Annotated in this window: 17 protein-coding genes and 1 pseudogene; 9 read left to right on the top strand and 9 right to left on the bottom strand. The window is 62.9% G+C overall.

Features of this window, described 5'->3' with window-relative positions; translation table 11 throughout:
* Window positions 1-150 precede the first annotated feature (150 nt).
* Window positions 151-360: a dodecin gene (locus tag ABIE53_RS11655; protein ID WP_006051763.1), complete on the bottom strand. Its 210-nt coding sequence runs from the start codon at window positions 358-360 to the stop codon at window positions 151-153.
* Window positions 361-585: 225 nt separating this feature from the next.
* On the opposite strand from ABIE53_RS11655, the gene ABIE53_RS11650 reads away from it, so the two are divergent.
* The gene (locus ABIE53_RS11650) at window positions 586-2,178 is read left to right on the top strand and encodes an ABC-F family ATPase (protein WP_006051762.1); all 1,593 of its coding nucleotides are present in this window, start codon (window positions 586-588) and stop codon (window positions 2,176-2,178) included.
* A 103-nt stretch (window positions 2,179-2,281) separates the two neighbouring features.
* Here ABIE53_RS11650 and ABIE53_RS11645 read toward each other — a convergent pair whose 3' ends face one another.
* Window positions 2,282-2,734 (bottom strand): hypothetical protein, encoded by a 453-nt coding sequence (locus tag ABIE53_RS11645; protein WP_006051761.1) that lies wholly within the window; start codon window positions 2,732-2,734, stop codon window positions 2,282-2,284.
* A gap of 199 nt (window positions 2,735-2,933) precedes the next feature.
* On the opposite strand from ABIE53_RS11645, the gene ABIE53_RS11640 reads away from it, so the two are divergent.
* From ABIE53_RS11640 to ABIE53_RS11630, 3 genes are all read left to right on the top strand, one after another.
* A complete protein-coding gene (locus ABIE53_RS11640) occupies window positions 2,934-4,358 on the top strand; it encodes an aldehyde dehydrogenase family protein (RefSeq protein WP_107706753.1) in 1,425 nt (474 codons plus the stop codon).
* A gap of 129 nt (window positions 4,359-4,487) precedes the next feature.
* The gene (locus tag ABIE53_RS11635) at window positions 4,488-5,678 is read left to right on the top strand and encodes an NAD(P)H-dependent flavin oxidoreductase (protein WP_107706754.1); all 1,191 of its coding nucleotides are present in this window, start codon (window positions 4,488-4,490) and stop codon (window positions 5,676-5,678) included.
* 68 nt (window positions 5,679-5,746) lie between these two features.
* Window positions 5,747-6,403, top strand: a complete 657-nt coding sequence (locus ABIE53_RS11630; RefSeq protein WP_006051758.1) for an OmpW/AlkL family protein — start codon at window positions 5,747-5,749, stop codon at window positions 6,401-6,403.
* Between the two features lie 9 nt (window positions 6,404-6,412).
* On the opposite strand, the gene ABIE53_RS11625 is transcribed toward ABIE53_RS11630, so the two are convergent.
* The 3 genes from ABIE53_RS11625 to ABIE53_RS11615 all read right to left on the bottom strand — a co-directional run bounded on the left by ABIE53_RS11625 (window position 6,413) and on the right by ABIE53_RS11615 (window position 9,691).
* A complete protein-coding gene (locus ABIE53_RS11625) occupies window positions 6,413-6,616 on the bottom strand; it encodes a DUF1289 domain-containing protein (protein WP_006051757.1) in 204 nt (67 codons plus the stop codon).
* 120 nt (window positions 6,617-6,736) lie between these two features.
* Window positions 6,737-8,101: a phospholipase A gene (locus tag ABIE53_RS11620; protein ID WP_107706755.1), complete on the bottom strand. Its 1,365-nt coding sequence runs from the start codon at window positions 8,099-8,101 to the stop codon at window positions 6,737-6,739.
* 294 nt (window positions 8,102-8,395) lie between these two features.
* Window positions 8,396-9,691, bottom strand: a complete 1,296-nt coding sequence (locus ABIE53_RS11615) for an Nramp family divalent metal transporter (protein ID WP_107706756.1) — start codon at window positions 9,689-9,691, stop codon at window positions 8,396-8,398.
* A 427-nt stretch (window positions 9,692-10,118) separates the two neighbouring features.
* Between ABIE53_RS11615 and ABIE53_RS11610 the strand changes: the two are divergent.
* The 4 genes and pseudogenes from ABIE53_RS11610 (at window position 10,119) to ABIE53_RS11595 (ending at window position 14,225) form a co-directional block, all read left to right on the top strand.
* Window positions 10,119-11,220 (top strand): annotated as a pseudogene (locus ABIE53_RS11610) (polyamine ABC transporter substrate-binding protein).
* A gap of 94 nt (window positions 11,221-11,314) precedes the next feature.
* Window positions 11,315-12,481, top strand: coding sequence for an ABC transporter ATP-binding protein (locus tag ABIE53_RS11605; RefSeq protein WP_161966570.1), 1,167 nt, complete (start codon window positions 11,315-11,317; stop codon window positions 12,479-12,481).
* Window positions 12,478-13,407, top strand: coding sequence for an ABC transporter permease subunit (locus ABIE53_RS11600; RefSeq protein ID WP_006051752.1), 930 nt, complete (start codon window positions 12,478-12,480; stop codon window positions 13,405-13,407). Before ABIE53_RS11605 ends, ABIE53_RS11600 begins: the two co-directional genes overlap by 4 nt.
* On the top strand, window positions 13,407-14,225 hold the full coding sequence (locus ABIE53_RS11595; RefSeq protein WP_107706757.1) for an ABC transporter permease subunit: 819 nt from the start codon (window positions 13,407-13,409) through the stop codon (window positions 14,223-14,225). Before ABIE53_RS11600 ends, ABIE53_RS11595 begins: the two co-directional genes overlap by 1 nt.
* A gap of 42 nt (window positions 14,226-14,267) precedes the next feature.
* Here ABIE53_RS11595 and ABIE53_RS11590 read toward each other — a convergent pair whose 3' ends face one another.
* The 3 genes from ABIE53_RS11590 to ABIE53_RS11580 form a co-directional block, all read right to left on the bottom strand.
* Complete coding sequence (locus ABIE53_RS11590; RefSeq protein ID WP_029968623.1) at window positions 14,268-15,671, bottom strand: methyl-accepting chemotaxis protein; 1,404 nt, start codon at window positions 15,669-15,671, stop codon at window positions 14,268-14,270.
* A 311-nt stretch (window positions 15,672-15,982) separates the two neighbouring features.
* On the bottom strand, window positions 15,983-16,984 hold the full coding sequence (locus ABIE53_RS11585) for an alpha/beta fold hydrolase (RefSeq protein ID WP_107706758.1): 1,002 nt from the start codon (window positions 16,982-16,984) through the stop codon (window positions 15,983-15,985).
* A 97-nt stretch (window positions 16,985-17,081) separates the two neighbouring features.
* Window positions 17,082-18,590 carry a flavin-containing monooxygenase gene (locus tag ABIE53_RS11580; RefSeq protein WP_107706828.1) on the bottom strand — a complete coding sequence of 503 codons (1,509 nt, stop codon included), beginning with the start codon at window positions 18,588-18,590 and terminating at the stop codon, window positions 17,082-17,084.
* A gap of 170 nt (window positions 18,591-18,760) precedes the next feature.
* On the opposite strand from ABIE53_RS11580, the gene ABIE53_RS11575 reads away from it, so the two are divergent.
* Window positions 18,761-19,450: a TetR family transcriptional regulator gene (locus tag ABIE53_RS11575; protein WP_192698908.1), complete on the top strand. Its 690-nt coding sequence runs from the start codon at window positions 18,761-18,763 to the stop codon at window positions 19,448-19,450.
* Between the two features lie 97 nt (window positions 19,451-19,547).
* On the opposite strand, the gene ABIE53_RS11570 is transcribed toward ABIE53_RS11575, so the two are convergent.
* Window positions 19,548-20,759 (bottom strand): tetratricopeptide repeat protein, encoded by a 1,212-nt coding sequence (locus tag ABIE53_RS11570; protein ID WP_107706830.1) that lies wholly within the window; start codon window positions 20,757-20,759, stop codon window positions 19,548-19,550.
* Window positions 20,760-20,822: the final 63 nt, after the last annotated feature.

Genomic DNA, 20,822 nt, shown 5'->3' with positions numbered 1-20,822 from the left:
GTGATGCCGGGCGGGTTGTGCTGCTCGCCTGGTTGATTACTTGTTGAGAAAGAGCTGCATCCGTTGTTGGCGGATGGCAGCTCTTTCGGTTTACGGTTTTGTGCTTGTGGGGCTGGGCGTCAGCGCGCCACATGCGCGACGTGCTCTGCCTCAATCGTCGATGCGCAGCCCGACCTTGATCGTCACCTGCCAGTAAGCGACGCGGTCGTTTTCGATCTGGCCCCGCGTTTCCGTCACTTCAAACCAGTGCAGATTGCGCAGCGTTTTCGACGCCTTGGCGATGGCGGTGCTGATCGCGTCGTCGATCGATTTCGTCGATGAGCCGGTCAGTTCGATCTGCTTGTAGACGTGGTCTGACATGAAATCTCTCCTTTAATCTTCGTTGGCGTTCAAAAAGTATAGGTAACGCGGACGGTTGCGCACGGCCGCCGTGTGAACGCGTTCTATCGCACGTCGCATGCCCGATACGCCGGACGCCCCCAGCCAGCAGGGCGCGGCGCGCGCCGAATTCCCGTCCGGTTGAAATCCCGGTAACCTGCTAAAATATTGGGTTTTTCGCCGATATCACATTCAAAGGGACGCGCCGTGCTGTCTACTGCCAACATCACCATGCAATTCGGGCCAAAGCCCCTGTTCGAGAACATCTCGGTCAAATTCGGGGGAGGGAACCGCTATGGCCTGATCGGTGCTAACGGCTGCGGCAAGTCCACCTTCATGAAAATCCTCGGTGGCGACCTGGAGCCGAGTTCCGGCAACGTCATGCTGGAGCCGAACGTGCGCCTCGGTAAATTGCGCCAGGACCAGTTCGCGTATGAAGACGTGCGCGTGCTCGACGTCGTGATGATGGGCCACGCAGAAATGTGGGCCGCGATGACCGAGCGCGACGCGATCTACGCGAACCCCGACGCGACCGACGACGACTACATGCACGCCGCCGAGCTCGAAGCGAAGTTCGCCGAATACGACGGCTACACCGCCGAAGCGCGCGCGGGCGAACTGCTGCTCGGCATCGGCATCGCCATTGAAGATCACAACGGTCCGATGAGCAACGTGGCTCCGGGCTGGAAGCTGCGCGTGCTGCTCGCGCAGGCGCTGTTCTCGAAGCCGGACGTGCTGCTGCTCGACGAGCCGACCAACAACCTGGACATCAACTCGATCCGTTGGCTGGAAGACGTGCTCAACCAGTACAACTCGACGATGATCATCATCTCGCACGATCGACACTTCCTGAACCAGGTGTGCACGCACATGGCCGACATGGACTTCGGCACGCTGAAGGTCTATCCGGGCAACTACGACGACTACATGCTCGCGAGCACGCAGGCGCGCGAGCGTCAGCAGAACGCGAATGCGAAGGCGAAGGAGCGTGTCGCCGACCTGCAGGACTTCGTGCGCCGCTTCTCGGCGAACAAGTCGAAGGCGCGTCAGGCAACCAGCCGTCTCAAGATGATCGACAAGATCAAGATCGAGGAATTCAAGCCGTCGTCGCGGCAGAATCCGTTTATCCGTTTCGAGTTCGAGAAGAAGCTGCACAACATCGCAGTGGTCGCCGAAAACATTTCGAAGAAGTACGAGCGGACCATCTTCAATAACTTCAGCATCAGCGTGCAGCCGGGCGAGCGCATTGCGATCATCGGCGAGAACGGCGCGGGCAAGACCACGTTGCTGCGCTCGCTGCTCGGCAATCTGCCGCTCGATCACGGCACGGTGAAGTGGGCGGAAAACGCGAACGTCGGTTATATGCCGCAGGACACGTACGAAGAGTTTCCGCAAGACGTCACGCTGATGGACTGGATCGACGCCTATCGCAAGGAAGGCGACGACGAGCAGATGGTGCGCGGCACGCTCGGGCGGCTGCTCTTTAATGCCGACGACATTCGCAAATCGGTGAAGGTGCTGTCGGGCGGCGAGAAGGGCCGCATGATCTGGGGCAAGCTGATGCTCGGCCGCCACAACGTGCTGATGATGGACGAGCCGACCAATCACATGGACATGGAATCGATCGAGTCGCTGCAAATCGCGCTCGACAAGTTCGAAGGCACGCTGATTTTCGTCTCGCACGACCGCGAGTTCGTGAGCGGGCTGGCGAACCGGATTATCGAAGTGAAGACGGACGGCACGCTGAACGACTTTGGCGGGAATTACGAGGACTTTTTGGCGAGCCAAGGCGTGCAGTAAGGGTCCCGGAACGCCTATTCATGTGACGCCGTTGTCCTGCGGGATTGTCCCGTTGGGACAATGGCGGCCGACATATCCGCCGGGAAGCCGCCGCGTGGAATCGCTACTCCGTTGGGGGCAGCGCCGCCTTCAGCGCGATCAGTGCGTCAACAAAGCTCTCTGCATCTTTCTGATTCTCCACGTACACGTCAGCAAGCTTTCGTCCTTGCCCTGTGCGCGGCTCGACTATGTACCAGTGACCCTTCAACGAAGCACGATCTAACAGCTTTACGTCGGCCATCGTTCGATAGTAGAGCCTCGTTACGTCCTTCTTGGACGAATGGTTGAACCCGGTCAGCGTCTCGCGAGACGAGCCTTTACTGCCGGCTCCGAATTCCACATAGTCATCAGTAACATCGACGTATTCCGGCCGTTTGCTCCCGGGCTGCTCGTACATAACGCGTTCCACGATTTTCTTCGGATCACCTTGGACCGGCCCGGCTTTGTATTCGGTCGGGACGTAGACACAAGCGGTAAGCGCGAGAGCGGATAGAGCTACGGACAGAACGGCTTTCATTTGGTCCCTTTTATGTTTGTCGACGGCATCGTAGCAGAGGTAAGACGGGAGCTAGGCGGCGATCAAACTACAAAATAGTGCCCTTATCCGCGGGTACTTCGCCGCATGCCGGCAACTCACCGCCCATCTCGCCCACCGAACCCTTCCCCCGACGCTGGCTAAAATAGAACAACCACCATCGGAAGCCAGGGCCGACATCATGAAGATCTACGACAAACTCTACATCGACGGCAAATGGATCGCGCCGTGCGGCACCGGCACGATCGACGTGATCGACTCCGGCACCGAGGAAGTCATGGGCCGCATCCCCGAGGGCGTCGACGCCGATGCGGAAAGCGCGATCGCGGCCGCGCGTGTGGCCTTCGACGGCTGGGCCGCCACGCCCGCCGCCGAGCGCGGCCGATACCTCGAGCGGATCGCCGAGAACCTCAAGGCGCGCACCGACGAACTCGCCGCGCTGATCGCAGGCGAAGTCGGCATGCCGCTGAAGCTCGCGCGCGCGATCCAGGTCGGCAGTCCCGTCTACAACTGGAACGCCTATGCGAAGCTCGCGGGCAGCTTCCAGTTCGAAGAACGCGTCGGCAATTCGCTCGTCGTGCGCGAACCGGTCGGCGTGGTTGCGGCGATCACGCCGTGGAACTATCCGCTCAATCAGATCACGCTGAAGGTCGCGGCCGCGCTCGCGGCCGGTTGCACGGTGGTGCTGAAACCGTCGGAGATCGCGCCTTTGAATGCGTTCGTGCTGGCCGAAGCGATCCACGAAGCGGGGCTGCCCGCCGGCGTGTTCAACCTCGTCAGCGGTTATGGGCCGGTGGTCGGCGAAATGCTGGCGAGCCATCCATCGGTCGATATGGTGTCGTTCACCGGCTCGACGCGCGCCGGCAAGCGCGTGTCGGAACTGGCATCGGCGACGATCAAGCGGGTCGCGCTCGAACTGGGCGGCAAATCGGCATCGGTCATTCTCGACGACGCCGATTTCGCCGCCGCGGTCAAAGGCACGGTCGGCGCGTGCTTCCTCAACTCGGGGCAGACCTGTTCGGCGCACACGCGCATGCTGGTGCCCGAAGCACGCTACGACGAAGCGTGCGCGCTCGCGAAACAGGCGGCCGAAAGCTACGCGGCCGGCGATCCGCGCGACGAGAAAACGCGCCTTGGCCCGCTGGCCTCCGCCGCGCAACAGGCGCGCGTGCAGCAGTACATCGCGAAGGGCATCGAGGAGGGCGCCGAACTCGTGACGGGCGGCGCGGGGCTGCCCGACGGCGTGTCGAAAGGCTTTTTCGTCAAGCCGACGGTGTTCGGCCGCGTGCATCCGAAAGCGACGATCGCGCAAGAAGAAATCTTCGGCCCGGTGCTGTCCATTCTGACTTACAAGGACGAAGACGAAGCGATTCGGATTGCCAACGATTCGCCATACGGACTCGGCGGCGCAGTGTGGGCCGGCAGCGACGAGCGCGCGCAACGCGTCGCGCGCCGCATCCGCACGGGGCAGATCGACATCAACGGCGGCGCGTGGAATATGGCGGCGCCGTTCGGCGGCTTCAAGCAGTCGGGCTTCGGACGCGAGAACGGCGTCTTTGGACTCGAGGAATATCTCGAACTCAAGTCGATGCAATTCAAAGTCTGACGCGGATGACCGGCATCAACGAACCCGCGCGCGCCGCAACGGCATGCGCGCGCCGCTTGATCTGACGCAACCCCGGCCGCGCCCGACCGACGATTATCCACGCTTTGATAATCGTCCGTCGGGTCAGCCATGCTCAACTCTCATTCGTTTTCTCCGCTGGTCATTCGCGGCCGCTCGCTCTTGCCGATCGTGCAAGGCGGCATGGGCGTCGGCATTTCGGCGCACCGGCTCGCAGGCAGCGTCGCGCGCGAGGGCGCGCTCGGCACCATCGCCAGTATTGATTTACGCCATCATCATCCCGATCTCGTCGAACGTTGCCGGCAGTCGCCCGACCGTGCCACGCTCGAAGAGGCGAATCTCACCGCGCTCGCGCGTGAAATTCATGCGGCGAAGAAGCTGAGCGAAGGCCGCGGCATGATCGCCGTCAACGTGATGAAGGCGGTCAGCGCGCAAGCCGATTACGTGCGCGCCGCCTGCGAAAACGGCGCCGACGCGATCGTGATGGGCGCGGGCCTGCCGCTCGATTTGCCGGAGATGACGCAAGGCCACGACATCGCGCTGATTCCGATTCTGTCGGACAGCCGCGGCGTCGCGCTGGTGCTGAAGAAGTGGATGAAGAAGGGCCGCTTGCCCGACGCCGTCGTGATCGAACATCCGGCGCATGCGGGCGGCCATCTCGGCGTCACGAACATCGCCGATATGAACGATCAGCGCTTCGACTTCAGGCGCATTCTCGATGAACTCGAGACCGTGTTCACGTCGCTCGGGATCGATCGCAAGCAGGTGCCGTTGATTCTCGCGGGCGGCATCAATAGTCATGAGGCCGTGCGCGCGCTGCTGAACGCGGGCGCGAACGGCGTGCAGCTCGGCACGCCGTTCGCCGTGACCGAGGAAGGCGACGCGCATCCGAACTTCAAGCGCGTGCTGGCCGAGGCGGCGCCGGATGACATCGTCGAATTCGTCAGCGTGACGGGTTTGCCCGCGCGTGCCGTGAAAACGCCGTGGCTCACGCGCTATTTGCGGCATGAAGCGAGGATTCGCGAGAAGGTCGGCGCGCTCAGGCAGGCGTGCCCGACGGCGCTCCAGTGTCTGAGCGTGTGCGGGTGGCGCGACGGCGTCGAAAAGTTCGGGCACTTCTGCATCGACACGCGGCTTGCCGCGGCCTTGCGCGGCGATGTGGCCAACGGCCTCTTTTTCCGCGGCAAGGAAGCGCTGCCGTTCGGCTCGGCGATTCGCAGCGTGCACGACCTGATCGAACTGCTGCTGACTGGCGCGACGCGACCGGCTGTCGCAGGGCGGCTGGCTTTCTCGCTCGGTTGATGGGAGTCAAACTGACGCGCGGCGGGAGCTTCGACAATCCCCGTAGATCAACAAAAAGGGGAAGAAAAATGAAGCTCTCGCTCAGCAACACCATCAGGACGGCTGCGTTGGCATCGGGGCTGCTCTGCGCCGCCGCGCTCATTCCGCAGGCGCATGCCGCCGGCGACGATTCGATGAGCGGCATTCACGCCGGCGACGTGATCGTTCGATTGCGCGCGATCAGCATCATGCCGAGCGTATCGACGACAGGCACGCTCTCCACGCTGAACACCGACGTCAACAACGCGATCGTGCCGGAACTGGATCTGACCTACATGATCCGCGATTATCTCGGCGTCGAACTGATTCTCGGCACGTCGCGTCATCAGTTGACTTCGAGCATCGGCCCGCTTGGCGGAGTGAACGTGCTGCCGCCCACGTTGCTGCTGCAATATCACTTCAATCACGCGGGGCGCGTGCGTCCGTATGTCGGCGCGGGTCTGAACTACACGTTGTTCTATAACAATGGCTTGCACGCCGGCGGGCAGCCGGTGTCGATCCGCAATCACAGCTTCGGTCCGGCATTGCAGGCAGGCGTCGACGTGCAGGTGACGAAGACGCTCTTCGTCAACGCGGACATCAAGAAGATCTGGATGCACACGGATGCCTCGCTCGGCGGGCAGCCGCTCGGCCGCGTGAGCATCGATCCGGTGGTGGTGGGGCTCGGCGTCGGCATGCGCTTCTGAGCGAAAAGCTCAGAGCTTGTCGTTCTGAAAACGCATGGCCGTGCCTTCGCGTTCGATGCGGGTCCACACGGCCCGCTTTTCTTCATCGCTCATGAATACCCAGTTCGATACCTCGCCGGCCGTGCGGCCGCAGCCTTTGCAGACTTCGTCGAAAAGTGTCGAACACACGCCGATGCACGGGCTGTCGGGTAGAGCGTGGAGATTGGAAGCCATCGGAAACCTTGCAGCAGAAAAGCGGAGGTCCGCTATGTTAACCGATACGGGACGTGAAGCCGCCCGAGCCCGTCCGCGAGGCCGATACTGCGCCGCCGCCGAGCGCGGCCCGCGTCGGCCTCACCGCGCGATGCTGTAACCGATTCGCGCCATCCAGTGCTGACGGTTGTTGTAGTCGAGCAGATCCTCGCCGTAGCCGTTGAAATAACCGATCCACAGATAGCCGCCCCACGCGCTGCCGAGCAGCTTCGCGAGCGGATAGGTGAATTGCGTGTCGACGCTGCCGTACCAGTGCTTCGTGCCTTTGCGCAGCGTGGTCGCCAGTTGCCAGCCATCGGGGCTGCCGTATTTGACGAGCAGATCGACATAGCCGCGATAGTCCGCAATGTCCGGATTACTGGACGTGCCGACGTAGTAATAAATTTTCGGCGACACCGTCAGATGGTTGGCCGTCAGATCGCCGAATTCCCACGTCGGGCGGATGAACGGCATGTTGATGCTGCGCGAATCGCTTCCGCCTTTGCCGTTCGATTCATGCGCGACGCCCGCCGCAAAACCCATGCGCGTGAAGAACGGACTGCGCCAGCCCGTGTCCGGCACGTAGTAGAAAAGCTGCGGCGAGTACGTCGTGTCGCGAAACGGACGCGAGTCGGCGGAGAGATCCCAGATCGACGTCTGCGTGTAGGCGAAGTAGAGGTTGTCGGTGAAGGCTTTGGAGCGCAGGTCGTCGGGAATGCGCAAGCGATACTTGAAGCTCAGTTGCAGCCGCGCATTGGTGTCGCCGTTGTGGCCGACGCCGATATACATCGGGTCGTAGTAGGAAACGTGCGCAAGCACGCCGCGTCCGGTCGTCGATAGCGAGTCGCCTGGCGGCGAGATCGCGTCGCCCGAGGGGCCGTCGAGCGCGGCAGCCGTCGCCGCGGCCTGGGCCGGCGTGCGGGCCTGGCTTTCGCTGCGCTCGGCCTGCGCTATGGCGTTCTGGTTGGGACCGCGATTGATCACGACGACCGCGGGCGAAGCATCGAAACCGATCGGATCGACACGCACTTCTCCGCGAGCCGAGTCCGGCCAAGGCGCGGAAAAGCGCACCTTGCGGAACTGGCCCGGCCGCAGACGCAGCGTGTCGGGCACGCCCGCTTCGCGCGCGAGTTCGAGCGGCTGCGGAGACTGCTCGCCGCCGCTCAGGTTGACGCGCAGTGTTTGCGGCACGGCGACGGTGAGCGGCGCGGCGTCGTCGGCGGAATAGAGCAACGTGATCTGCAGCGGCTCGTTCGCAGCGGCGATGCGCGCCGGCTGCAGCATCGCGACCGTGGCCGCAACCTCGCCGGAAAAGGCGCTCGACAACAACAGCGCAGCGAGGACGCAGACGAACCTGCCGCGGCCGAAGCGGTGGCCGGGCACGCGCAACGGTCGGTTGGAGGCGCGATGGGTAAGGCGATCGAATGGAGCAATGAGGAAAGCCGGAGGCAAAGCAGGAAGCGGCATGGGCTGTCGTCCAGGAGCAAGGGCGGTGAGCAAAACGGCGCGCCGCGTGTCGACTGAAGTCATGCTCGGGGCATGGCGTCATCGCCGCCGCCTGGCGGATACGGCACGCAGACGGCACAACGCGGTGGCAAGACAAACAAGCGAATGGCCGCCGCAATAGCGCAGGCAGCCATCGGGACTACGGCGAAGGCGGCGCCACGGCCAGCGGCGGCGCCGTTCAACTCGAAATACTAAAAGAATATTTACAACTGCGTTGCAACGATTGGCGAATGGCCTCGCGGCTCGCGAAGCGGCTCACTCACCCAACGCAACCTGCCACAACAGCGCGCCGTTAAGCAGGATGATGAAACCCGCCGACATCCACGCCAGCACCAGCGGCACGCCGTGCACGCGCCAGTCGCGCATCAGGCTGGCATCCGACGCATAGCGGATCAGCGGCACGACCGCGAGCGGCAATTGCAGGCTCAGCACCACCTGGCTTGCCACCAGCAACTGATTCGAGCCTTCCTGGCCGAACATCGTCACGGCCACCAGCGCCGGTCCGATTGCCAGTGCGCGCGTGAGCAGCGCACGCTTCCAGCGCGGCAGACGCAGTTGCAGGAAGCCTTCCATCACCGCCTGGCCGGCCAGCGTGCCGGTGACGGTCGCGCTCAGTCCGCAGGCCAGCAGCGCCGCGGCAAACAGGATGCCGGCCCAGCGCGTGCCGAGCAGCGGCGCGATCAGACGATGAGCGTCCGCGAGATCGGTGACGTCGCGGTGGCCGCTCGCATGGAACACGGCGGCGGCGACGATCAGCAGCGCGGCATTGATCACGAAAGCAAAGAGCAGCGAGCCGATGGTGTCGATATTGACGACATGCAGCGCGGCCTTGATCTGCGCGTCGCTGCTGTCGGGCGCGTGATGCTTGACGAGCGACGAGTGCAGATAGAGGTTGTGCGGCATCACCGTCGCGCCGACGATGCCCGCCGCGAGCCACAGCATGCCCGCGTTGCGCAGAAGCTCGGGGCTCGGCGCGGTGCCCGCCAGCGCCGCATGCCAGTCGGGCCGCGCGAGCGCCAGTTCGATCACGAAGCACAAGCCGACGAAGCCGATCAGCAACGCGATCACCGCTTCCAGCTTGCGGCCGCCTATCTGCTGAAGCGCCAGCAGCGCGAACGTGCATACCGCCGACATCAGCACACCCACGGTCAGCGAGACGCCCAGCAGCAATTGCAACGCGACGGCGCTGCCGACCACTTCGGCGACATCGCAGGCGATGATCGCCACTTCGCTGGTCAGCCACAGGAAGATCGTGCGGCGCGGCCCCGAACGCTCGCGGCAAACCTGCGCGAGATCGCGTCCGGTCACGACGCCGAGCCGCGACGACAGCCATTGCAGCAGCATCGCCATCAGGCTCGAGAGCACCACCATGCCGAGCAACTGGTAGCCGTAGCCGGCGCCCGCGCCGAGCGCCGTCGCCCAATTGCCGGGATCGATATAGCCGACGGCAATCAGCGCACCCGCGCCGACGAACGAGAACCAGTGCGCGGGTCCTCCTTCGGGCAGACGTCGACGGCGGTTTGGGCGCAGCGCGAACGGATTGGTGTTCATGGATGCCTGAGGTCAAAGACTGCCTGGTTTCGCAAGGCTTGTGCCCGCCGCGCGCGTTGCTGCCGATCGAGCCCGCGCCTCGCCGCTGTTGCCCCTTGTCCGTTGTCAGCTATTGTGCTCCGTCGCCCGGCTTCGCGTTTGGCTTGTCATGCGCGTGGGGAGCCTGCGTGAGGCCGCCGCCAGAGCGCCTAAGCGTGGCGGCGTTTTTTTCGGGTAGACACGCGCCCATAACCCGCTAAAATTGCGCCCATTTTCCGGCGGCGCGGCTTACGCTGTACCGTTTGCGCGACAGTGCGGCATTTTTTTTGGACCGCGCAATAATTGATGGTAGTTTTCGGGTTTTTCAGGGGAGCCGCTAGCGCAGCATGGCGCTGCTCGCGGCGTGCGTGAGGACGGCCGGCTCGGACCGGCACGATCGGAGAACGGGATGAAAAGACGGGTAGTGGGGCAAGTGGCTGCGCTGGTCTTGTGCGCGGCGCCGTGGTTGACGGCGGCAGCGAAGGATACGCAGCTCAACGTGTACAACTGGTCCGATTACATCGCCAAGGACACCATTCCGAACTTCACGAAGCAGTCCGGCGTCCAGGTCAAATACGACAACTACGATAGCGACGACACGCTGCAAGCCAAGCTGCTGACCGGCAATTCCGGTTACGACATCGTCGTGCCGACCAGCAATTACGCCGGCAAGCAGATCGCCGCGGGCATCTTCGCGCCGCTCGACAAATCGAAGCTGCCGAACCTCAAATACCTCGACCCGTCGCTGATGGCGCTCGTGGCCGGCGCCGATCCCGGCAACAAGTTCACGGTGCCCTGGGCATACGGCACGACCGGCCTCGGCTACAACGTGACGAAGGCCCAGCAGATTCTCGGCAAGAACGTGCCGCTCGATAACTGGGACGTGCTCTTCAAGCCGGAAAACATCTCGAAGCTGAAGGCGTGCGGCGTGTCCGTGCTGGATGCGCCGGATCAGATGTTCGCCGCCGCGCTGCATTACATCGGCAAAGACCCGATGAGCACGAATCCGGCCGACTATCGCGAGGCGCTCGCGATGCTCAAGAAGATTCGCCCGTACATCACGCAGTTCAACTCGTCGGGCTATATCAACGATCTGGTGGGCGGGCGACGTGTGCTTCGCCTACGGCTGGTCGGGCGACGTCGTGATCGCCAAGCATCGCGCGATCGAGGCGAAGAAGCCGTACAAGATCGAGTATTACATTCCGAAGGGCGGCGCGCCCGTATGGTTCGACGTGATGGCGATTCCGAAGGACGCGAAGAACAAGGAAGCCGCGCTCGAGTGGATCAACTACATCGAAACGCCGCAAGTGCATGCCGCGATCACCAACGCCGTCTACTACCCGAGCGCGAATCTCGAAGCGCGTAAATACGTCGATAAGGACGTCGCGAACGATCCCGCCGTGTACCCGCCGCCCGAAGTCATCAAGACGCTGTTCCTGTTGAAGCCGTTGCCGCCCGAAGTGCAGCGGCTGCAGACGCGGCTCTGGACCGAGTTCAAGTCCGGCCGCTGAAGCGCGGCCGGAGTGAACGGGTAACAGCATCATCAAGAAGCCCTCGGTGTTCACCGGGGGCTTTGTTCGTCAAACGCCGGAGTGAAGCATTGTGATGAGTAGTGAGCAGCCGGGCGCGCTGGACCGGACGGCCGTGCCGCCCGCCGGCGGCAACGCCGCGATCGACGACGCCGCCGATAATTTCGTGCAGGTCGTCGACGTCGTGAAGAAATTCGGCGAGACCGTGGCGGTCAAGCAGGTCAATCTGTCGGTGAAAAAGGGCGAGCTGTTCGCGCTGCTCGGCAGTTCCGGCTGCGGCAAGTCGACCTTGCTGCGGATGCTCGCCGGCCTCGAGACCGTGACCTCGGGCAAGATCCTGATCGACGGCGAAGACCTTGCGCAACTGCCGCCGTATCGCCGGCCGGTCAACATGATGTTCCAGTCGTATGCGCTTTTTCCGCATATGACGGTCGAGTCGAACGTCGCGTTCGGTCTGAAGCAGGAAGGCGTGGCCAAGGCCGAGCTGAAGGACCGCGTGCAGACCGCGCTCGAACTCGTGCAGATGGGCCGCTTTGCGAAGCGCAAGCCGCATCAGCTTTCCGGCGGCCAGCAGCAGCGGGTCGCGCTGGCGCGTTCGCTGGTGAAGCGGCCGAAGCTGTTGCTGCTCGACGAACCGATGTCCGCGCTCGACAAGCAGATTCGCCAGCGCACGCAGATCGAGCTCGTCAACATTCTCGACAAGGTCGGCGTGACCTGCATCATGGTCACGCACGATCAGGAAGAAGCGATGACGATGGCGGGGCGCCTCGCGGTAATGAGCGAAGGCGAGATCGTGCAGCTCGGCACGCCGCACGAGGTGTACGAGTATCCGAACAGCCGCTTCTCGGCGGAGTTCATCGGCTCGACGAATCTGTTCGAAGGCCATACGGTCGAGGACGAGCCCGATCACGTCTTTATCGAAACGCCCGATCTGACTTGCCGTTTGTATGTGAGCCACGGCATTACCGGTCCGCTCGGCATGCCGGTGACGATCTCGGTGCGGCCCGAGCGGATCGCGCTCACGAGCAAGCCGCCCGAGGGCGCGTTCAACTGGGGCAAGGGCGTCGTGTCGAATATCGCGTACATGGGCGGCTATTCGCTGTATCACGTGAAGCTCGACGGCGGCAAAACCGTGATCGCGAACGTGACGAGCCTCGCGCTGACGGAGATCGATCCGCCCACTTGGGGCGACGAAGTGTACGTGCGCTGGAGCGCATCGGCCGGTGTGGTGCTGACGTCATGAAGCGCCAGTTCCATTCGGTTCTCAATTGGCCGGTGCGGCGCTTTAACCTGACGGGCCGTACCGCCGTGGTGGCCGGTCCGTTCGTCTGGCTGCTGCTGTTTTTTCTGGTGCCGTTTCTGCTGGTCGTGAAGATCAGCTTTGCCGATTTGCAGCTCGGCATTCCGCCGTATACCGAGCTCACGAGTTTCGCGGACGGCGCGATCAATCTCAAGCTCGATCTGTCGCATTACGCGTTTCTCGTCACCGACAGCCTGTATTTCGCGACGTATGTGAATTCGGTTGTCGTGGCCGCAATTTCGACGCTGCTGTGCCTGCTGATCGGTTATCCGATGGCGTATTACATCGCACGTTCGGATCCGGCGCGCCGTAATCTGCTGATGATGGCCGTGATGCTGCCGTTCTGGACGTCGTTCCTGATTCGCGTGTATGCGTGGATCGGGATTCTGAAAAACAACGGGCTGCTGAATAACTTCCTGATGTCGATCGGTCTGATTCATTCGCCGATCGAGCTGTATCACACGAATACGGCGGTTTATATCGGCATGGTCTATTCGTATCTGCCGTTTCTCGTAATGCCGTTGTACGCGCATCTCGTGAAAATGGACATGACCTTGCTCGAAGCCGCCTACGACCTGGGCGCAAGACCCTGGAAAGCGTTCTGGCAGATCACATTGCCGCTTTCGAAGAATGGCATTATCGCCGGTTGCCTGCTGGTGTTTATCCCGGCGGTGGGCGAGTACGTGATTCCGGAATTGCTCGGCGGCGCGAATACGCTGATGATCGGCCGCGTGATGTGGAATGAGTTTTTCGACAATGCCGATTGGCCGATGGCTTCTGCCGTGACGTGTGCGATGGTAGTGCTGCTGTTGGTGCCGATGGCGTTTTTCCAGTACGCGCAGGCCAAGGCGATGGAGGAAAAACGCTGATGAAGCCGAACCGGATTTTGCAGTTCACCGCGTTGGCGCTGGGCTTTCTGTTCCTGTATGTGCCGATTATCAGTCTGGTCGTCTATTCGTTCAACGAATCGCAACTCGTCACCGTATGGACGCGTTTTTCGACGCGCTGGTATGCGGCGTTATTGCACGACGACGAACTGATTGCGGCGGCGTGGCTGTCGTTGAGAGTAGCGGTGCTGACGGCGTTTGCGTCGGTGATTATCGGCACATGGGCGGGTTTTGTGCTCGCGCGCATGGGGCGTTTTCGCGGCTTTACGCTTTATACCGGCATGATCAACGCGCCGCTCGTGATCCCCGAAGTGATTCAGGGCATATCGCTGCTGCTGCTCTTTATCGAAATGGCGAAGTGGCTCGGCTGGCCGGCGGGGCGCGGCATTTTCACGATCTGGATCGGGCACGTGATGCTGTGTATTTCGTACGTGGCGATTATCGTGCAGTCGCGTGTCAAGGAGTTGCATCCTTCGCTCGAGGAAGCGGCGCTCGACCTCGGCGCGACGCCGCTGCGGGTGTTTTTCTCGATCACGTTGCCGCTGATTTCACAGGCGCTGGTGTCGGGCTGGTTATTGTCTTTTACGTTGTCGATCGACGATCTGGTTTTATCCGCGTTTCTGTCGGGGCCTGGGTCAACGACATTGCCGCTGGTGGTTTTCTCGCGCGTCAGGCTGGGTTTGAATCCCGAGATGAATGCGTTGGCGACGTTGTTTATCGCGGTGGTGACGGTTGGCGTGGTGGCGGTGAATTATTTTATGCAGCGGGCGGAGAGGAGAAGGGTGCAGGTGAGGGGGTAGGTGACGGGGCAAGTGCGCTTGCCCTGTTTCACGAATTGCAGCTTAAACCCTATACCCAATCCGAACCCCGCCCCAATGCCGCCCCTGCACAAAAACCGGCGCGGACGCATCCTTCATCAAAACAAACTGTCCACCGCCCATATCGCGCCGATACGTCTGCAGTAAAAACTTCTTCGTATGCGACCCGGCAGCCAGTCCAGTGCGGTCGTTAAAAATGCGCCGGTTCCGGCAATTGGCCATATTCCACACGACATCGTCACGCTGCGGCAAAGAGAACTTCAGGTTGTGCGTCGGCAGATAACCGCGCACGTCGATTGCGGCAGAGAACGCGACCCGCGGATCGAGATCGAGTAGCGGCTCCTGAATCGCCGGCAAAACGCGATCGGTAAAAGCCGTGAACCGCGTCATGAACTGCTGTGGATTGCTGCCCGGCACGGGCACGTAATGCTGATCGAACAGATCGTCGAGCGAAATCTCGCCGCGCGCGACCGCCGCCTCGAACAGCTTGCTCACCGCCGCCGCCGCGTCCTGCACGGCTTCGATGAAACGCGTGTCCGGCGTCTCCACGCCCGCCGCCGCCGTCAGTTCGATCAAGGTCTCTGAGACGCCGAGCAGATTGCCGAGCCGATCCTTCGCCTGCACGAAGTTTTCGCTCGAATCCTCGACGCCGCTCGCCATTTCCAGCACCTGCGCCTCAAGCCCGCCGCACTGCGTCTCGATCTCGCCGGTCAACGCGGCGATCTGCTCGGCCTCGTTGTTCAGATGCGCGATGGCGTCGCCCGTCGAATGCACGACGTCGCCGATCTTGCGCGTGCCCTCGCGCACCCGATGCGCCCGCTCCGTATTCACCGAGCCTTCGTTGATCAACTGCTCGGTCTGCTGCGTGAGTTGCGCGAGCGTGGTCTCGATCTGGCCGGTCGCCTGCGCGGTCTTCGCCGACAGATTCTTCACCTCGGCCGCCACCACCGCGAAGCTTCGGCCGGATTCGCCGGCGCGCGCGGCTTCGATCGCCGCGTTCAGCGCGAGCAGATGCGTTTGCCGCGCGATCAGCGAGATTTCCTCGGAGACGCGGCTCACATGCGCGAGCGCGCTGCGCAGCGCGCCGATCTGGCTCTCGATCACGGTCACGCCTTCCACCAGTCCGTGGATGTCGGCAAGCGACGCCTCCAGCGTCTCGTGCGACTCCTGCACGCCGGTCGCCGCTTGCGCCGACACGTCGCGCATACCCCGCGCGGCGGTCGCGATCCGATGATTGCCGGCGAGCGTCTGCGCGGCGGATTCGCGCAACGCCCGGCACACCTGTGCCTGATGCTGCACGCGCGCGGCGACTTCATCGACGTGGCCCGATACATCGCAGATTTCGATACCCAGTTTGCCCGCCTGCGCGGCAATATCGCCGACGACCCCTTGCGGTCGGCCCGTCCGGCGAAAGCTGAAACGCGACATGAACGTCTCCTTGATGACGCTAGCAACGCTGCCGGTCACGCGCTCGTCGAGCACGAACACAGCCTCTTCTCGACGCGTTTACGGCTGGCTTTCGGCGGACTTGATACGGGGTATCCCGCAGTCGCTACGCCGCAGTCGTTATGATGTCCGGTTTGGCGCCGCGGCAAGCGCCGCCATTCCTGACCAACTTTAACGATGTTCGATTCCTTCGCGCGCGCTTCGGGCTGGCAACAGCTTTACCATCTGTGGGAGCTGATCGTCATGCTCTTTAAATTTCTCTGGGACTTGCTGCGCTTGCTCGGAGGAAGGGGCTAGACGCGCGCGACGGTGCCTGCTTTCGGAGCGGCATGCGTGCCGAGAAACGCCCGCAGGTCGGTCAGCACGCGCTCGGGCGCTTCCTCCATCGGAATGTGTCCAAGGCCCGGATACATGACCGATTTCGCGCCCGGAATGCGCTGCGCGAATTCAGCCGCGTGCGCGGTCGGAATCCAGCGGTCCTTCGCGCCCCACAATACGAGCGTCGGCAGCGCGAGTGTTGTCAGCACATTCGTATCCAGTTCGGCGAAATCGAGCGTCGGCACCATCTTGCCGATCGCGGCGCGCGTGCCTTCGCCGTGAAAAAACTCGACGTAGCGCCGCAGCGTGACGGCATCGATTTTGCGCGGATCGCCATACACGTTGCGCACCGCGCTTTTGATGATCGCTTCCGGCAGCCAGCGCGGCGAACTCGCGCGCACCAGCGCGCTGTTGAAGAGGCCAATATAGATGGGCAGCCGCATCGGAAAGCCCGCGGAGTCGATCAGCACGAGCCGCTCGACGGCCTCGCGATGCCGCACCGCGTAGTCCCACGAAATGAGCCCGCCAAGCGAATTGCCGATGAAAGTCGCGCGCCTAATGCCGAGTGCCTGCAAAAAAGTGTCGATGAAACGCCGGTAGGTCGGGAGGTCCATCGTTTCGATCGCGCCTGTGCTGGAGCGCAGCGGCCCAGTCACGCCGAACGGCGGCAGATCGAGACGAATGATGCGGTAAGCGTGCTTCAGTTCATCCGCGACACGATTCCATGTGTGCAGCGACGACGCGAAGCCATGAATCATCACGATGATGTCGCCGCGGCCTTCGTCGACATAATGCACGTCCGCGCCCATGATGCGGATGAACTTCGAGCCGCTTTGCGTGTAGCGCCGCCGCAGTTCGTCGCGCGGCACGCTGGTGATGCCGAGGCGCGCGGCGAGCGAGCGGGGCGGCAGCGCCGCGACTGAACTGTGCGTCAACGAGTTCGACGAATTCGACGAACGAGGATCGATGCTTGCCATGTTTTCCGTCTCCCTTTTTTATTTGAATCGGGATACTAAATAATCGCCATCGGATCGGGCGACGTGACTTGCAATCGCACCGCGTGAGCGTCATTCCTCAAGGCAGAAAGCGGTAATCGCCTGGCCGCACGCGGCGCGTCCTTTTGCGAAAGCTGAACGTGAATCCCGGCCACAGCGCGGTCACTTTGCCGCTTCGCGTCTGATACCAGCTATGGCAACCGCTCGACCACACCGAGCGCCGCATATCGTGCTGCAGGCGCGCGTTGTAGTCGCGCTGCACGTCGGGCCGCAGGTTCATCGTGCGGGCGTTGCGCCGGCGCAGCGTCCGCAGGCAATCGGCGATGTACTGCACTTGCGACTCGATCATGTAGATCAGCGAGTTGTGGCCGAGTCCTGTGTTCGGGCCGACGATCATGAAGAAGTTCGGAAAGTCGGCGACGCTCACGCCGAGATAGGCTTCGGGGCCGTCGCGCAGCCACAGCGCGCCGAGGTCCGCACCGCCGACGCCGGTCACGTCGAACGGCGCGCCGACGTCGTTGACCTGAAAGCCGGTGCCGCAAATGATTGCATCCGCACGATGATGCGCGCCGTCCTCTGTCACGATGCCGTCCGCGACGATTTCGCGGATGCCCGTCGTGATCACGTTCACATTCGGCTCGACTAGCGCGCGATAGTAGTTGCTCGACAGCAGCACGCGCTTGCAGCCGAGGCGGTAGTTCGGCGTGAGCGTCGCGCGCAACTCAGGGTCTTTCACGCGCCGCTCGAGATAGCTGAGGCACAGCTTCATCGGGCGCTTCATTAGCTTTGGATGACTAACGAAAGCGACCGCCTGCGATTCGAGCTTCCAGTAGATCGCGCTGCGCACGAATCGCTGCGTGAACGGTAGATGTTCGAAAAGCCAGCGCGCGCGTTCGCCGATGCACTTGTCCGGCTTCGGCATGATCCACGGCGCGGTGCGCTGGAACAGATCGAGCCGGGCGACGCGCGGCTGGATTTGCGGCACGAACTGAATCGCGCTCGCACCCGTGCCGATCACGGCGACGTGCTTGCCCTCGAGCGGATACGCGTGATCCCAGCGCGCGGAATGGAACAGCTTGCCTTCGAAGTTCTCCAGTCCCGCGATGCGCGGCATCGCCGGCCGCGACAGCGGACCGCTCGCCGCGATCAATACGTCGGCCTCGATGTTCTCGCGCATGCCGCCGGCATCGAGTTCGATCTGCCACACATGACGTGCTTCGTCGAAGCGTGCCGCCACCACGCGCGCATTGCAACGCACGTAACGGTCCACGCCATACTTGCGCGCGCAATGCTTCAGATAAGCGAGAATTTCGTTCTGGCCGCTGAAGGCGCGCGACCACGCCGGGTTCGGCTCGAACGAAAACGAATACAGATGCGAGGGCACGTCGCACTCGGCGCCCGGATAGGTATTGTCGCGCCATGTCCCGCCGATGTCCGCGGCGGCTTCATAGAGGGTGAACGACGTGATGCCCATTTTTTGCAGCCGCACCGCCATGCCGATGCCGGAGAAGCCGCTCCCCACAATGGCGATGCGCGGCGCGACAGCTTGTGGTGATGCAGCGGATGCAGCGGATGCAGCGGACGTCACGTCGATCTCCTGCAAGTGGAAGTCGGGCGCTGCCTGCGCACACGGCAAGCCGCGTAGCCGCCCAAACGTAACGCGCAGGGTAGACAACTGTACACCTCGCGTCAAGATCGTTTAGAGTACGTCTATCAAACGCGCGTCCCGCGCGGCGATTGAAAGTCACCATGAACGCGATGAAATCCGTATCGGAAACGGCGCGGCAGCCCGCGCGCGACGCTGCGGCAGAACAGGAACTGCCGCCCGGCAAACGCAAACTGATCGAAGCCGCGTTGCGCTTGACCGCGGGCGGGCGCGGCTTCGCGAGTCTGGGTCTGCGCGAACTCGCACGCGAGGCGGGACTCAATCCGAACACGTTTTATCGGCATTTCGGCACGCTCGACGAGCTCGCGCGCGAGGCCGTCGATTCGGTCAGCCGCCGCTTGCGGCCGATGCTGCGACGCGAGCGCTGGCTCGCCGCGCACGACGAACCGCATAGCGTGCCGCGGCGCGCGTGCGTCGCGTTCTTCATGTTTGCGCTCGAAAACCGCGATGCGTTTCTCAGTGCGTTAGCTGAATATCACGGCACGTCGCCGGCACTGCGCGAAGCGGTGCGCGCGACGCTTCATGCGGTGTCAGCGGAAATGGCCGACGACGTCGTTCAGTTGCAGCTAATGCCCACACTTTCGCACGATGTCGTCGATGAAGTCTGCACGCAGATCGTGCTGCAACTGTTTCATCTCTCCGCCGAGTATCTCGATGCCGACGCCGCGCGCCGCGATGCGCTCGTCGGCTATGCGGAGCGTTTTATCGTGAGGCTTTTTGCGGGCTCGGTGCTGCTCGCGCAGCAGGAGGGGGTGCGGGCGCCTGTCTCGCGGCGCGCGTGATTTTCGCTGAACGTGCAGGCAAAAAAAACAGGCTCCGTGTAGGAGCCTGTCTTCAATGCACACGCGGAGAGTGCCGCGACTGAAAGAGCGCGAGGACTCAGGTATTGTCGTCGCTCCAGCCGCCGGAATCGTCGTTGCTGCCCATGTCGATGCCGCCACCGCTGTTGTCGTTCCAGTCGTTCGAGCCCTGGCCGAAATCGAGCCCGCCGCCATTGTCGCCTGAGTTGCCGCGCCTGCGCCCTTCATCGTCGACGATGACGTCGCGCTCCACGACGCGTTCACGCCCCGAGTTCAGCGCCTCGCCGAGCAGCACGCCGGTCAGCAGCCCGCCCATGCCGCCGCCGAAACCGCCGCCTTGCTGCACGACAACAGGCGGTTGCTGCTGATACGGACCTTGCTGCGGATAGGGCGCTTGCGGCGGATTGCCGAAGCGCTCGGCTTCGCGCGCATACGGCGACTGCTCGTTGCCTGCCGCGGCTGCTGCGTTCGGATCGGGCCGGCCTTCGGCGCGTGCGCGCAGGCTGCCGATACGCTGCTCCAGTTCATCGAGCTGATACGGCGGCACCGGATTCTTGCTGTTCGACAACGCTTCGACGAGCGTGCGCAACTGGTCTTCGGTTGCTTCGACTTCCTTTTCGAGCGCTTCGTGACCGGGCGCAGTGGAGAGCTTCACGTCGAGTTTCAGCGAACGCACGGTGTTGAGCAGGTCGGTTGCACGCTTGAGTTGCACGCGACGATCGTCGTTCGCGCGCGTGTCGTCTTGCGTGCGGGCGCGGCGCAAGGTCCAGCGCAACACGAGCGCAATCACGCCCACGATAAGCAGAATGCCGACCCACATACCGATGCCCGGGCCGTGGCGCTCAGGCGCTTGCGGCACTTGCGGCGCGAGTCCGGCCTGTTGCTGCACGGCCGGTGCATTCGCGTTTTGCTGGGCGAACGGGTTGTCCGCGCGGCTCGTCGATTTGGCGTTGGCGTTGCCCACCCGTTCGGCGTCCCGACGAATGCGCGCCTCGACTTGTGCGAAGCGCGTGGGGTCGGTGAAACGGATTTGCGGGTCGAGCGTCTTTGCCTGTTGAAGCTGCGCGAGCGCGTCGCCATAGCGGCCTTCACGGTCGAGCACCTGGCTGTACAGGTAATGCGCGCGCGCATTGTTCGGATGCGCCTGCAGCACTTCGGACAAGCCGGCGTCGGCCTGCTGCCAGTTGCCTTGCGACATCGCGGATTCGATCTGCTGCACGGTCGGCACGGCAAACGCCGCGGCCGAAACGAGCATGAGCGAGACGAATGCGCTTGCGATAAGTTTTTTCATTTGCGGACCGGGCGTCATACGCCCGTCTCCTTCAGTCGATTGCGCCGGGCCGGCGATCCGGCG

Source organism: Paraburkholderia sp. OAS925, assembly GCF_040543975.1.
Taxonomy (GTDB): Bacteria; Pseudomonadota; Gammaproteobacteria; order Burkholderiales; family Burkholderiaceae; genus Paraburkholderia; species Paraburkholderia graminis.
The sequence above is the reverse complement of the archived record's forward strand: the minus strand, read 5'-3'. Positions and strand labels throughout refer to the sequence as shown.

What these genes read in the sequence shown, in the direction of transcription:
- ABIE53_RS11590 (WP_029968623.1), bottom strand. Translation starts at nt 15,671, where the DNA reads ATGTCGCGTTTCAGCTTTCGCCGGACGGGCCGACCGCAAGGGGTCGTC.
- ABIE53_RS11640 (WP_107706753.1), top strand. Translation starts at nt 2,934, where the DNA reads ATGAAGATCTACGACAAACTCTACATCGACGGCAAATGGATCGCGCCG.
- ABIE53_RS11600 (WP_006051752.1), top strand. Translation starts at nt 12,478, where the DNA reads ATGAAGCGCCAGTTCCATTCGGTTCTCAATTGGCCGGTGCGGCGCTTT.
- ABIE53_RS11645 (WP_006051761.1), bottom strand. Translation starts at nt 2,734, where the DNA reads ATGAAAGCCGTTCTGTCCGTAGCTCTATCCGCTCTCGCGCTTACCGCT.
- ABIE53_RS11595 (WP_107706757.1), top strand. Translation starts at nt 13,407, where the DNA reads ATGAAGCCGAACCGGATTTTGCAGTTCACCGCGTTGGCGCTGGGCTTT.
- ABIE53_RS11630 (WP_006051758.1), top strand. Translation starts at nt 5,747, where the DNA reads ATGAAGCTCTCGCTCAGCAACACCATCAGGACGGCTGCGTTGGCATCG.
- ABIE53_RS11605 (WP_161966570.1), top strand. Translation starts at nt 11,315, where the DNA reads ATGAGTAGTGAGCAGCCGGGCGCGCTGGACCGGACGGCCGTGCCGCCC.
- ABIE53_RS11620 (WP_107706755.1), bottom strand. Translation starts at nt 8,101, where the DNA reads ATGCCGCTTCCTGCTTTGCCTCCGGCTTTCCTCATTGCTCCATTCGAT.
- ABIE53_RS11625 (WP_006051757.1), bottom strand. Translation starts at nt 6,616, where the DNA reads ATGGCTTCCAATCTCCACGCTCTACCCGACAGCCCGTGCATCGGCGTG.
- ABIE53_RS11635 (WP_107706754.1), top strand. Translation starts at nt 4,488, where the DNA reads ATGCTCAACTCTCATTCGTTTTCTCCGCTGGTCATTCGCGGCCGCTCG.
- ABIE53_RS11575 (WP_192698908.1), top strand. Translation starts at nt 18,761, where the DNA reads ATGAAATCCGTATCGGAAACGGCGCGGCAGCCCGCGCGCGACGCTGCG.
- ABIE53_RS11570 (WP_107706830.1), bottom strand. Translation starts at nt 20,759, where the DNA reads ATGAAAAAACTTATCGCAAGCGCATTCGTCTCGCTCATGCTCGTTTCG.
- ABIE53_RS11615 (WP_107706756.1), bottom strand. Translation starts at nt 9,691, where the DNA reads ATGAACACCAATCCGTTCGCGCTGCGCCCAAACCGCCGTCGACGTCTG.
- ABIE53_RS11655 (WP_006051763.1), bottom strand. Translation starts at nt 360, where the DNA reads ATGTCAGACCACGTCTACAAGCAGATCGAACTGACCGGCTCATCGACG.
- ABIE53_RS11585 (WP_107706758.1), bottom strand. Translation starts at nt 16,984, where the DNA reads ATGGCAAGCATCGATCCTCGTTCGTCGAATTCGTCGAACTCGTTGACG.